We start from the raw sequence: 12,114 nt of genomic DNA, 5'->3' as shown, positions 1-12,114 counted from the left end.
AGGGCGGAGGACGAGGGAGCCGGGTTCAGCGGAGCGGCGCGCCGGCATCGCGGCCGAGTTCGGCGTCCGGGATCAGGGTGCCATCCGCAACCACGTGATAATCGTGACCTTTCCATGTCACCGCCCCCGACACGAAGGCCCAGGAGAAGTTCAGGAAGGAGAGGATGTCGCGGATCGGCAACAGTCCGTAGGGGTGCGGGGCGAGGCCGAAGGCCCGCTCCAGCTGCCGGCAGAGCAGCACGCGGCTCGCCAGCGCCGCGGCGGCGACCCAGAGCGCGCCGGTCCCGGCGCCGGGCAGGAGCGCGCCCAGCAGGGCGAGGGGAAAGGCGTGGGTGACGATCGAGCCGGCGTAGCCGGCCGGGTCGACGGTGCGGATCGTCCGGTTCCAGCGCAGCTCGTGCCGCCACAGCCCGGAGAGATCGGTGTCGACGCTGGTGTGGCCGATCGTGAAGCTCGGGATCACCACGCGGCCGCCGAGTCCGCGCAGGGCCGCGCCGATGGCGTAGTCGTCCGCCAGATCGTTGCGGAAGGTTCGGAAGCCGCCGACCGCCTCCAGGCTCGCCCGGGTGAAGGCCACGGTGGAGCCGAAGCAGGGCTTCGCCAGCCCGAGGCTCAGGCCCATCACCACGTTGGGCAGGAAGTGGGTGTCGATCGCGAGCGTCGAGAGCTGATCGTACAGGCCCCGGAAGGCCGGGACGCCGTGGTACAGGCAGGTCACGCCGGTGACGCCGTCCTGCGACAGCTCCGCGACGAGGCGCTCCAGGTAGTCGGGGCCGACCACCATGTCGCTGTCGGCCAGCACCACCACGTCGTGGGCGATGGCCTCGGCCATGTTGATCAGGTTCGAGACCTTGCGGTTCGATCCGTGCTGCCGGCCGTCGATCACGAGGTCGATGCGGGCCTCCGGATAGGCCTGCTGCAGGCGCTCGACCACGCCGATCGCGGGATCGGTGGGCTTCTGGACGCCGAACACGACCTGGACCGGCCCGGCGTAGTCCTGGCGCAGAACGGTCTCGAGATTCGCGTAGAGGTTGGGCTCGAGGCCGCAGAGCGGCTTCAGCACGGTCACGGAGGGCCGCGTGGCTCCCCCGGGGAGCGCCGGCGGGCGTCGGCCCGCGTAGCGGCCCGCGCAGATGGCGGCGGCCAGCCCGTAGACGCAGCCCGCCGCCGCCAGGATCAGGCAGAGCAGCGAGAGCCACGAGAGGCCGTGCAGCGCCAGGGAGGAGACATCCATCCGGTCGGGTCCGTGCGGTCGTCCGGCCGCCGAGGCGGCGATGGCCGCGAGCGGCCGGTTCAGGTCGGCGCTGGCGCCGGCGATCCTCAGGGCGTCGGCTTGGCCGCGAGCATGCCGTCGGTCCGCGCCCGGAGGAACTTCACGACGCCGTCGGCGCCCCCGGACTTCAGCGGCGCCGACAGGGCGTTCCGCTGCGCGGCGATCTCGCTGACGTCGCCGTTGAGCAGGACGTCCTGGATGCGATTGTCGGCGTTGACGACGAAGTCTACGGCCGAATCGTCGCCGTCCGCGGCGGTGACGCGGGTCGGCACCACGCGCTGGGCGCCCCGCTCCTCGACCTTCGGGGTCACGTCGAACTTGCCGCCGGCGGCGCGGGCCAGCCGGTTGGCGTAGGTCACGGTCAGGCTGCGCTTGAACGCGTCGATCACCGCCGCCTGCTGCTCGGGGGTGAAGCTCGACCATTTCGAGCCCACCGCGATGCGGGTCATGGCGGGGAAGTCGAACGCCTTGTCGAGCGCGGGGCCGACGGCCTCGACCCGGGCCGGCAGGGGGCCGGGCCCGTCCTTCAGCGCGGCCGAGAAGGCGGCGTAGAGGTCGCGCACGGTCTGAACGGCCGGATCGTCCGCGGCCCGTGACGGGGCCGGGACGAGCAGGGTCAGGGCCAAGGGAGCGGCGACGAGGGCGGCCGCGAGCCGGCGGGTCAGGCGCACTTCTTCAACTCCTCGCCGTCGCCGAGCCGCGCCCCCATGCGCGGCGGGGCGTAGCTGTAGAACGGGCCGAGGGTGGCGGGCTGCGCGACCCTCTTGGCCTTGCGCCCGGCCTCCGGCTCCGGCTCGCGCACCTCTTCCTCGGGCGCCTCGGACCGGAGCCTGGACTCGATCCGGTGCCAGAGCAGGAGGCTCGGGAGCCCGACGCCGAGATCGGCGAAGCGCTTGACCAGCGAGAGGGCGAGCGCCGCCTCGGCCGGGATATCGAACAGGCCGCACAGGGCGATCAGGCCGCCCTCCTGCGCGCCCAGGGCGCCGGGCACCGCGAAGGCCGCGCCGCGCACGGCCTGGGCGAGGCTCTCGATCATGAGCGCCTGCGCGAAGTCGATCGGGTAGCCCATGAACCGCAGGCAGACATAGACCTCGAGCGTGCCGATCACCCAGCCAACGAGGTGGACCGCGAGGGCCGCCGCGAAGCGCCCGTGGTTGCCGTAGAGCCGGCGCAGGCTGTCGTAGAGCTGGTCGATGGCGCCGAAGGCGCGCCACTCGCGCCCGGAGGCGAAGCGGCTGAGCAGGGCCTGGATCAGGCGGTGACCGGCCCGGCGCTGGATCAGGTAGAACGCGCCGAGGGCCGGGACCGCCAGGGCCAGCCCGCCCTCGACCGTGTGGGCGATCGGCCCGTCGCCGGAGATCAGGACCAGCAGGGCGAGTCCGGCCACCGTGAACAGGAGCTGCGTCAGCGCCTGGGTCATCAGGTCGACGAACATGCTGGCGCCCGCGAGCGCGCCCGGGACGTTGCGCTTCGACAGCAGGCGGGCGCCGACGAAGTCACCGCCGACGGTAGCGACCGGCAGCAGCGTGTTGATGCCCTCGCGGACGAAGCGGAGCGAGACGCAGTCGGCGAGCTTGGTCGCGCCGGCGGGGAACACGACGTACCAGCCGAGTCCCGCCCAGGCGACGGCCACGAGGCGCGCCAGCACCACGAGGGCGGCGCCCCAGCCGGCGCTCACGACGGCGGCCGACACGTCCTCCAGGCCGGAGGACATGAACAGGCCGACGACCGTGCACAGACCGGCGATCGAGGCCAAGGTCGTCAGGCGCTTCATTGTCGTCTTTCAAGCTCGCGTAAGGCTTGATGCGGGAAATCGGTCACGGTCGCGGCAGAAATAGGTCCGCCGGGCCGGGAACGTTTCTGTCACGTTGCAGCACGGATTAGCGGTGTCTATCACCCGTTTGACACACCGGGGGCCAAAGCGGCGGCCGGGCCGAGAAGCCCGCGCAGAAGGCCGCGGCACGTCGCAGAAGGGGCACACGTCATGGAGCGCGAATCACCGATCACGGCCCTGGAGGCCGTGACCGACGACACGCATGCGGGCGGCTTTCCGGGCGGGACCGGACCCGGCGTGCCGGCTCCGCAGTCGCCGGTGATGGCCTGGAACGAGTGGGATCCGCTGGAGGAGGTGATCGTCGGCTCGCTCGACGGCGCCACGATCCCGACCCACCACCTGACGGTGATCTTCAACCTGCCGCGCGCCGCGCAGCCGTTCTACCGGCTGGCGAGCGGCTGGAAGTATCCGAAGTTCATGAAGAAGCTCGCCCAGGCCGAGCTCGACAACTTCATCACCATCCTGGCCGGCGAGGGCGTGAAGGTCCGCCGCCCCGACGCGGTGGATTTCTCCAAGAAGTTCAAGGCGCCGCGCTGGTCCTCCCGCGGCTTCTGCGTCGCCTGCCCGCGCGACCCGTACCTCGTCATCGGCGACGAGATCATCGAGAGCCCGATGTGCTGGCGCTCGCGCTACTTCGAGGGCGACGCCTACCGGTCGCTGTTCAAGGAGTACTTCCGCGCCGGCGCCCGCTGGACCTCCGCGCCGCGCCCGCAGCTGACCGACGACCTCTACAACTACGATTACCGGGTGCCGAACCTGAAGGCCGGCGAGCCCATGCAGTTCACGGTCAACGAGTTCGAGCCGGTCTTCGACGCCGCCGACTTCGTCCGCTGCGGCCGCGACCTGTTCGTCACCCGCTCCAACGTGACCAACCTGATGGGCATCGAGTGGCTGCGCCGCCACCTCGGCCCGGGCTTCCGCATCCACGAGATCGAGAGCCGCTGCCCGCAGCCGATGCACATCGATTCGTCGTTCATGCCGCTGGCGCCCGGCAAGGTGCTGGTGAACCCGGACTACGTCGACGTCGAGAAGCTGCCGGCCGTGCTCAAGAAGTGGGACGTGCTGATCGCCCCGCGCCCCGACCCGGTCGAGGGCTTCATGAGCAAGATCTCGATGTGCTCGCCCTGGACCTCGATCAACGTCCTGGCGATCACCGAGAAGAAGATCGTCGTCGACCAGAGCCAGCCGACGCTGATCAAGGCGCTCAAGGACTGGGGCTTCGACCCGATCCCGGCGCCGTTCCTCAGCTACGGCCCGTTCGGCGGCTCGTTCCACTGCGCGACCCTCGACGTCCGCCGCCGGGGCGTGCTGAAGTCGTACTTCTAGGACCGGCCCGCCGTCGTCCCGGGGCGCCGCGAGCGCCCCGGGACGACGGGCGACGTCGCGCGGCGCCTACCGCGCCGCGATGCCCGCGATCAGCGCCGCGTTGAACCCGTCCGGGTCGGACATCTGCGGCGCGTGGCCGAGATCCGGGAACTCCACGAGCCGCGCGCCCGGGATGGCCCTGGCGGCCGCCTTGCCGAGTTCGGGATAGTTGCCGAGGCTCGCCCGCACCTCCGGCGGCGCGAGGTCCTTGCCGATCGCCGTGTTGTCCTTCTGGCCGATCAGGAGCAGCGTCGGCACCGCGATCTGCGGGAACCGGTAGACCACCGGCTCGGTGAGGATCATGTCGTAGAGCAGCGCCGAGTCCCAGGCGACCGCCTCCTTGCCGGGACCGCCGTTGAGGCCCGCCAGCATCGTGACCCAGGGCTCGTAGCGGGGCTCCCAGGCGCCGGCGTAGTAGGTCGCCGTCTCGTAGGCCCGGATCGAGGCCGCCGTCACCTTCAGCTCCCGCTGGTACCATTGCTCGACCGAGGTCGGCGGCACGCCCTTGGCGGCCCAGTCCTCCAGGCCGATCGGGTTGACCAGCACGAGCTGCTCCACCGCCTTCGGGTAGAGCAGGGCGTAGTGGGCGGCCAGCATGCCGCCCGTGGAGTGGCCGACCAGGATCGGGCGCTCGATCCCGAGCTTGGCCAGGAGCGCGTGGGTGTTCTCGGCGAGCTGCCGGAAGGTGAACTGGTAGGCCGCCGGCTTGCTCGACTTGCAGAAGCCGATCTGGTCCGGCGCGATCACCCGGTACCCGGCCGCGCTGAGCGCCCGGATCTGGCTCTCCCAAGTGGCGGCGCAGAAGTTCTTGCCGTGCAGCAGCACCGCGGTCCGGCCGTTCGGCGTCGCCGGGCGGACATCGAGATAGGCCATCTGCAGCGGCTGGCGCTGCGAGGTGAACAGGAACCGCTCCACCGGGAACGGGTAGGCGAAGCCCTCGAGTTCCGGCCCGTAGGTCGGCTGCGGCAGCGGCTCGGCGGAAGCGGGTCCCGCCGGCAGCAGGGCCAGCGGGGCCAGCAGGACGGAGGCGAGGAGGTTTCGGAGCATGGCCGCGTCGGAGCCTGGTCTGCGAGCGGCGTGCGGCGCCGCGCCGCCCGCTCAGATCGGTCATCCGGGCGCCCCTGTCCACGCCCCGCGGAGCGCCGCGGCTTCGCGCCCGCCGCGGCGCGCGCTATCTCCCGGGGGCGACCATCTCCCGCCGCGGATATCCCGATGCTGCGCCTCACCACCCTGACCGCCCTCGCCGGCGCGCTCCTCCTCGGGCCCGCCCCGGCCCGGGCGGCGGATGCCTGCGACGCCCTGGCCGCGCGGGTGATCCGCACCACCGGCGCCTCCCTGGCCGGCCGGGCCGGGCCCGTCGCGGTGTTCCGGGCGCAGGATGCCGAGCGGCTGAGCCTCGACTGCCGCGCCCCGGCCCGGATCACCGTGGCCTCCCGCGACCGCGAGCCGGCGCCGGCCTACTTCGTCCTGATCGGCCGCGCCGCGCAGGCGCTAGCCGGGGCGGACGCCGCCGTGATCGAGGTGCTGGCGCTCAACCTTCACCAGGCCAGCCTGCTGGCGGATGCCCCGCGCCGGGGCGGCGCCGGCCGGATCCTGATGCTGTGCGAGACCGGCCCGCGCACCGACGCCCTCCGGGACGACCGCACGGTCTGCCGGGTCGCGCCCCGGCCCGGGCTTTCGCGGATCCGCCGCGCGGGCTAGACGGGCCGGCATGTCGAAGATCGAGACACCCGGCCCCGTCGTCCAAGTCGGCGACGCGCGCTTCGCCAACCACCTGCCGCTGACGCTGATCGCCGGCCCGTGCCAGCTCGAAGGGCGCCAGCACGCCCTGGAGATCGCCGCCGCCCTCAAGGAGATGGCCGCGGGCCTGGGCGTCGGCCTCGTGTTCAAGACCTCCTTCGACAAGGCCAACCGCACCTCGGGCAGCGCCGCCCGGGGCATCGGCCTCGACGGGGCGCTCCCGGTCTTCGCCGAGATCCGCGAGACCCTCGGGCTGCCGGTGCTGACCGACGTGCACGCCGCCGAGCAGTGCGCCCGCGCCGCCGAGGCGGTGGACGTGCTCCAGATCCCCGCCTTCCTGTGCCGCCAGACCGATCTGCTGCTGGCCGCCGCCGCGACCGGCCGGGCGGTCAACATCAAGAAGGGCCAGTTCCTGGCGCCCTGGGACATGAAGCACGTCGCCGCCAAGGTGACGGAGGCGGGCAACCCCAACGTCATCGTCACCGAGCGCGGCGCCTCCTTCGGCTACAACACTCTGGTCTCGGACATGCGCAGCCTGCCGATCATGGCGCAGGTCACGCAGGGCGCGCCGGTGGTGTTCGACGCCACCCACTCGGTGCAGCAGCCCGGCGGGCAGGGGGCGAGCTCCGGCGGCCAGCGCGAGTTCGTCGCCGTCCTCGCCCGCGCCGCCGTGGCGGTGGGCGTGGCGGGGGTGTTCATCGAGACCCATCCCGACCCGGACCGCGCGCCCTCCGACGGCCCCAACATGGTGGCGCTGAGGGACATGCCGGCCCTGCTCGAGGAGCTCCTCGCCTTCGACCGCCTCGCCAAGCGCCGGACCGCCTGACCGGCTCAGGCGGCCGCCGGCTCCAGGACGTGGATCCGCAGGGGCTGGACGAGGCCGAACGTCCCGTCGGCCTCGCGCGCCGCGGCCCCGAGGAAGGCCTCCGCGACGACGGGCCGCCGGTCCCGGATGGTCGCCTCGCGGGCCGGGTCCACGGCGCTGACGCGGGCGAGGAACGCGTCGAGGGAGTCGAAGCGCTCGCGCCGCTCGATCGTCGCCTCGCGGCGGCACGTGTAGGCGCCGCGGGCGAGGGCGGCCGCGATGGCGTCCTGGGCGGCGGCGCGGACCGCGGTCTCGTCCTCGATCGGCCGCAGCGCCTCGAAGAAGCTGCCCTCCGCCAGGGGCTCGACCACGACGAGCCGTCCGCCCGGGACCAGCACGCGGGCCGCCTCGGCGAGGGCCGCAGCCGGGTCCGGGACGTGGTGGAGGGCGTTCAGCATCACGGCGCCGTCGAAGCTGGCGTCGGGGAAGGGCAGGGCCTCGCCGGTCGCGGCCTCGAAGCGCGCCTCCGGCACGGCGTCCCGCGCCCGGGCGAGCGCCGCCGCGCCGGGGTCGATCCCGGTGACGCGCGCGCCGGCGTCGACCAGCCGCCGCGCCAGCGCCCCGGGGCCGCACCCGATATCGACGATCCGCTTGCCGGCCAGCGGCGCGAGGCTCTCGCGGATCAGGGTCAGGGCATCCATCGTCGGTCCTCCGCGAGGATCCGTAGCACGGCCGGGCCGGGAGAGGAGGGGTTTCCTCCGCGCGCGCCGGGCGGCCGTCGCGGCCTCAGGACAGAAGTCTCGCGCGGCGCAGTCGTCACGCCCGCCCTGAACGGCGCCGCGCAAGAGTTCGGAGGCAGTTCCCGCAGAGGCGCCCAAGCTTGACCAGAGTCGACGGAGAGGCGGGAACGATGAACGGCGGTTCATAATCCTGCCCGCGTGCGGATCCGCACGCAAGCACGTCATGAAATCTGGAACTGTCCGGGTGCGGCCACGTTATTGGGCATGTTCGATCGAGGATCGAGAAGGAACACTATGCGCAAGATCGGTATCATCGCCACCGCTGCCGCCATGGCTCTCGGCAGCGTCGCCGTCACGACCAGCGCCGAGGCGCGTCCCTACGGCTACCACGGCGGCTACGGCGGCTACGGCCACGGCTACTACCGCGGCCGTCGCGGCATCGGCACCGGCGCCGCCATCGGCCTCGGCATCGCCGGCCTCGCCGCCGGTGCGATCGCCGCCGGCGCGGCCCGCGACAGCTACTACGGCGGCGGCTACGGCTACGCCCCGTCCTACGGCTACGGCTACGCCCCGGTCTACGGCGGCTACGGCTACGCGGCCCCGGGCTACGGCTACTACGGCTACGGCTACTGAGATCGGAGATCCGACGAGGATCGGGGGCGACCGGCGCGAGCCGGTCGCCCTTTTCGTCTGTCCGGTCAGCGTCCGCGGTAGGGCGGGACGCCCGGGTCCGGCAGCCACGCGTTCTTCGGCAGCTCGCCCGTCTGCCAGAACACGTCGATCGGGATGCCGCCGCGGGGATACCAGAAGCCGCCAATGCGCAGGTAGCGCGGCTCCAAGAGGTCGCGGAGCCGCTTGCCGATCGCCACCGTGCAATCCTCGTGGAACGCGCCATGGTTGCGGAACGACCCGAGGTAGAGCTTCAGCGACTTCGACTCCACGAGCCAGTCGCCGGGCACGTAGTCGATCACGAGGATCGCGAAGTCCGGCTGCCCGGTGACCGGGCAGATCGAGGTGAATTCGGGCGCGGTGAACCGGGCGACGTAGTCGGTGTCCGCGTGCGGGTTCGGGACCCGGTCGAGCCGCGCCTCCTCGGGCGAGGCGGGAAAGGGCGTCGGCTGGCCGAGCTGGAGATCGTCGGTGGAGGTCATGGCCGGCCATATAGAGCCTGCCGGCCCCGCGCGCATCCGCCTGATCCGCGACGCTTTCCCGGGTGAACCCGGCTGTGCGCCGCCCGTCCCGGCGCTTGCCGCCGGCCGCGGCTTGACGGATAAGCCGCCGCGATGCGCCGCACCCCCGATCGGGGCGCGGTCGCCGACCCGCGGCCCCCGCGAGAGGACGTTCCATGACCGCGATCACCAATATCAGCGCCCGCGAGATCCTCGACAGCCGAGGCAACCCCACGGTCGAGGTCGACGTCATCCTGGAAGACGGCTCCTTCGGCCGCGCGGCGGTGCCGTCGGGTGCCTCCACCGGCGCCCACGAGGCGGTGGAGCTGCGCGACGGCGACAAGAATCGCTTCCTCGGCAAGGGCGTCCTGAAGGCGGTCGAGGCGGCCCAGACCGAGATCCTCGACGCGATCGGCGGCATGGAGGCCGAGGACCAGGTCGCGGTCGACGAGGCGATGATCGAGCTCGACGGCACGCCCAACAAGGCGCGCCTCGGCGCGAACGCGATCCTCGGCGTGTCGCTGGCGGTGGCCAAGGCCGCGGCCGAGGCCTCGGGCCTGCCGCTCTACCGCTACGTCGGCGGCGTGCAGGGCCGGGTGCTGCCGGTGCCGATGATGAACATCATCAACGGCGGCGCGCACGCCGACAACCCGATCGATTTCCAGGAATTCATGATCATGCCGGTGGGCGCCGATTCGCTCGCCGAGGCCGTGCGCATGGGCTCCGAGGTGTTCCACACCCTCAAGGGCAAGCTGAAGAAGGCCGGCCACAACACCAACGTCGGCGACGAGGGCGGTTTCGCCCCGAACCTGCCGTCCGCCGAGGCCGCCCTCGATTTCGTGATGGACGCGATCAGCGCCGCCGGCTTCAAGCCCGGCCAGGACATGGCGCTCGCCCTCGACTGCGCCGCCACTGAGTTCTTCAAGGACGGCGCCTACGCGTACGAGGGCGAGGGGAAGACCCGCACCATCGAGGCGCAGGTCGACTACCTCGCGCAGCTCGTCGCCACCTACCCGATCGTGTCGATCGAGGACGGCATGTCCGAGGACGACTGGGCCGGCTGGAAGCTCCTGACCGACAAGATCGGCGACCGCTGCCAGCTCGTCGGCGACGACCTGTTCGTCACCAACGTCGAGCGCCTGTCCCGCGGCATCGCCGAGGGCACGGCCAACTCGATCCTGATCAAGGTCAACCAGATCGGCTCGCTCACCGAGACCCTGGCGGCGGTCGATATGGCCCAGCGCGCCGGCTACACCGCGGTGATGTCGCACCGCTCGGGCGAGACCGAGGACTCGACCATCGCGGACCTCGCGGTCGCCACCAATTGCGGGCAGATCAAGACCGGCTCGCTCGCCCGCTCGGACAGACTGGCCAAGTACAACCAGCTGATCCGCATCGAGGAGGGCCTGGGCCCGCAGGCGCTCTACGCCGGCCCGTCGGCGCTCAAGCAGCTCGCCCGCCGCTGATCGGTAAGATCCTGCTGGCCGGCCTACTCGGTGTCGGAGCGGCCGGCCCCGCCCGCGCGGACCCGCTCTGCGACGGCGCCCGCCCGACGCTCAGCGCGCAGCTGCTATTCGGCCTGTCGCGGCCGGACGGCGGGCGCGTCTCGGGCCGGGCCTTCGACCGGTTCCTGGCCGAGCGGATCACCCCGCGCTTCCCGGACGGGCTCACGGTCTTCGCCGGCCGGGGCCAGTGGCGCGGACCGGACGGACGGATCGTCCACGAGGCCGCCCGCATCGTCCTGATCGTCACCGAACCCACGCCCGAGGCGGTCGCTTCCCTGCGCGCCGTGCAGGAGGCGTACCGGACCCGCTTCGCGCAGGGCGCGGTCGGCCTGGTGCTGCAGCGGAGCTGCGCGCTGTTCTGAGGGCGGCGCCGATCCGTCCGCTCGTCCGCTCGACTCGGACGGAGGATCTCCGCCTCCTCAGGCCGTCGCCGCACCGGACGGCTCGCCCGGCACGGTCCAGACCCGCATCGGCCGCGATAGGCCCCGGAGCTCGATCGTCCCGACCGGCTCCAGCGGCCGGGCGCACCGTTCGGCGAAGGAGTCCGACACGAGGAGCTCGTGGCCGAGGGCCGCGCACTGGCTCTCGATCCGGCTGGCCTCGTTGACCGCCCGCCCGATGATCGTGAAGTCGAGGCGCCGCTCGGTGCCGACATTGCCGTAGATGACCGTCCCGAAATGGACGACGCACTCGGCCGGGAGCTCGGGCAGCCCCGCGGCGCGGCGGCGGGCGTTGAGCGCCGCGTTGGCGGCGAGCCCCTCGGTCGCGGCGTCGAGGGCGCCGCCGCAGACCGGGCAGGGCAGGGTGTCGGCGTCCGGGACCGGGAAGATCGCCAGGAAGCCGTCGCCGAGGAATTTCAGGATCTCGCCGCCGTGCCGCGCCACCGGGTCGCCGAGGGCGTCGAAGTGCTCGTTGAGCCACGTGACCATGTCGGCGGGATCCACCCGGTCGGCTAGGGCCGTGAAGCCCCGGAGGTCGGTCAGCAGGATCGCCGCCGGCACGGCCCGCCCCTCGCCGCGCCGGATCTGGCCGTCGAGGATGCGCTCGGCGGTGGACCGGCCGAGATAGGTGGCCGACACTTCCCGGAACGTGTGGGCGAGGCCCATCTTGGCCATCGCCAGCGTCAGGAACGGCAGGACATCGGCGATCGCGGCGAGGTCCGCCCCGGTGAAGCCGGCGGCGGCGCGGGTGCAGAATGAGACCGCGATGCCCCGCAGCGCGGTGCCGGGGGCGAACTCGGCGATGTGCAGCACGTAGTCGACGCCGCCCTGCGCCCCGAGGGCGTTCAGGACCGGGAAGTCCACCGCCAGTCCGGGCGCGTCGAGGCGCCAGCGGCCGAAGGTCTCGCCCTTCTCCACCAGGGCGTAGACCGGGCTCAGGAGCCAGTCGCTCTCCTCGTCGGCGCCGTGGGCGTTGGCGACGAAGGACATGCCCTCGCCCGCGTGCCAGTTCAGGCTGACGCCGCGCAGCGTCGGGTCCAGGGCCGGCGCCATGACGCTGACCCGCCAGACGGGGAGGCCGGCCTCGACCAGCGACTCGCAGAAGCCCGCGAGCAGGGTGTCGTGGTCGTCGGTCGCCGTGGCGTGCGCGGCGATCCAGCGCCCCAGATGCGTCAGGTCCATGCCTCAGGCTCGCCCCTGTCCGTGCCGGCCGCGGCCCGGCCCCGACCCGGCCCTGTCCCGA

General features: G+C 72.6%; 13 protein-coding genes. 6 read left to right on the top strand and 7 right to left on the bottom strand.

Annotation, left to right across the window (positions count from 1 at the left end; translation table 11 throughout):
* Nucleotides 1-25: 25 nt before the first annotated feature.
* From hpnI to ACTJK8_RS26405, 3 genes are all read right to left on the bottom strand, one after another.
* Nucleotides 26-1,234: a bacteriohopanetetrol glucosamine biosynthesis glycosyltransferase HpnI gene (hpnI, locus tag ACTJK8_RS26415; protein WP_182180271.1), complete on the bottom strand. Its 1,209-nt coding sequence runs from the start codon at nucleotides 1,232-1,234 to the stop codon at nucleotides 26-28.
* A gap of 86 nt (nucleotides 1,235-1,320) precedes the next feature.
* On the bottom strand, nucleotides 1,321-1,944 hold the full coding sequence (locus tag ACTJK8_RS26410; RefSeq protein WP_012317978.1) for an MlaC/ttg2D family ABC transporter substrate-binding protein: 624 nt from the start codon (nucleotides 1,942-1,944) through the stop codon (nucleotides 1,321-1,323).
* Nucleotides 1,935-3,047, bottom strand: coding sequence for a flippase-like domain-containing protein (locus tag ACTJK8_RS26405; protein ID WP_182180273.1), 1,113 nt, complete (start codon nucleotides 3,045-3,047; stop codon nucleotides 1,935-1,937). The genes ACTJK8_RS26410 and ACTJK8_RS26405 overlap by 10 nt, the downstream gene beginning before the upstream one ends.
* Nucleotides 3,048-3,257: 210 nt before the next feature.
* Between ACTJK8_RS26405 and ACTJK8_RS26400 the strand changes: the two genes are divergently transcribed.
* The gene (locus ACTJK8_RS26400) at nucleotides 3,258-4,433 is read left to right on the top strand and encodes an amidinotransferase (protein ID WP_012317980.1); all 1,176 of its coding nucleotides are present in this window, start codon (nucleotides 3,258-3,260) and stop codon (nucleotides 4,431-4,433) included.
* A 66-nt stretch (nucleotides 4,434-4,499) separates the two neighbouring features.
* Here the strand turns inward: ACTJK8_RS26400 and ACTJK8_RS26395 are convergent, their stop codons facing one another.
* Entirely contained in the window at nucleotides 4,500-5,519 is a 1,020-nt protein-coding gene (locus ACTJK8_RS26395; RefSeq protein WP_012317981.1) for an alpha/beta fold hydrolase, read from the bottom strand.
* A 165-nt stretch (nucleotides 5,520-5,684) separates the two neighbouring features.
* Between ACTJK8_RS26395 and ACTJK8_RS26390 the strand changes: the two genes are divergently transcribed.
* Both ACTJK8_RS26390 and kdsA read left to right on the top strand, forming a co-directional pair.
* Nucleotides 5,685-6,173 (top strand): hypothetical protein, encoded by a 489-nt coding sequence (locus ACTJK8_RS26390; RefSeq protein WP_012317982.1) that lies wholly within the window; start codon nucleotides 5,685-5,687, stop codon nucleotides 6,171-6,173.
* A gap of 10 nt (nucleotides 6,174-6,183) precedes the next feature.
* Nucleotides 6,184-7,038: a 3-deoxy-8-phosphooctulonate synthase gene (kdsA, locus tag ACTJK8_RS26385; RefSeq protein ID WP_024830864.1), complete on the top strand. Its 855-nt coding sequence runs from the start codon at nucleotides 6,184-6,186 to the stop codon at nucleotides 7,036-7,038.
* A gap of 5 nt (nucleotides 7,039-7,043) precedes the next feature.
* On the opposite strand, the gene ACTJK8_RS26380 is transcribed toward kdsA, so the two are convergent.
* The gene (locus ACTJK8_RS26380) at nucleotides 7,044-7,718 is read right to left on the bottom strand and encodes a class I SAM-dependent methyltransferase (RefSeq protein WP_440762766.1); all 675 of its coding nucleotides are present in this window, start codon (nucleotides 7,716-7,718) and stop codon (nucleotides 7,044-7,046) included.
* A gap of 333 nt (nucleotides 7,719-8,051) precedes the next feature.
* Between ACTJK8_RS26380 and ACTJK8_RS26375 the strand changes: the two genes are divergently transcribed.
* Complete coding sequence (locus tag ACTJK8_RS26375; RefSeq protein ID WP_012317985.1) at nucleotides 8,052-8,390, top strand: hypothetical protein; 339 nt, start codon at nucleotides 8,052-8,054, stop codon at nucleotides 8,388-8,390.
* 65 nt (nucleotides 8,391-8,455) lie between these two features.
* On the opposite strand, the gene queF is transcribed toward ACTJK8_RS26375, so the two are convergent.
* Nucleotides 8,456-8,908 (bottom strand): preQ(1) synthase, encoded by a 453-nt coding sequence (queF, locus tag ACTJK8_RS26370; protein ID WP_043073251.1) that lies wholly within the window; start codon nucleotides 8,906-8,908, stop codon nucleotides 8,456-8,458.
* Nucleotides 8,909-9,102: 194 nt separating this feature from the next.
* Here queF and eno point away from each other — a divergent pair, with 194 nt between their 5' ends.
* Nucleotides 9,103-10,392, top strand: coding sequence for a phosphopyruvate hydratase (gene eno, locus ACTJK8_RS26365; RefSeq protein ID WP_012317987.1), 1,290 nt, complete (start codon nucleotides 9,103-9,105; stop codon nucleotides 10,390-10,392).
* A complete protein-coding gene (locus tag ACTJK8_RS26360) occupies nucleotides 10,389-10,793 on the top strand; it encodes a DUF3574 domain-containing protein (RefSeq protein WP_246694653.1) in 405 nt (134 codons plus the stop codon). The genes eno and ACTJK8_RS26360 overlap by 4 nt, the downstream gene beginning before the upstream one ends.
* A gap of 57 nt (nucleotides 10,794-10,850) precedes the next feature.
* Here ACTJK8_RS26360 and ACTJK8_RS26355 read toward each other — a convergent pair whose 3' ends face one another.
* Entirely contained in the window at nucleotides 10,851-12,053 is a 1,203-nt protein-coding gene (locus ACTJK8_RS26355; protein ID WP_012317988.1) for an adenylate/guanylate cyclase domain-containing protein, read from the bottom strand.
* Nucleotides 12,054-12,114 lie beyond the last annotated feature (61 nt).

The organism is Methylobacterium sp. 22177 (assembly GCF_052045615.1).
Lineage (GTDB): Bacteria > Pseudomonadota > Alphaproteobacteria > Rhizobiales > Beijerinckiaceae > Methylobacterium > Methylobacterium radiotolerans.
Note: the sequence above shows the minus strand (reverse complement) of the source record. Positions and strands in the feature narration are given on the sequence as shown.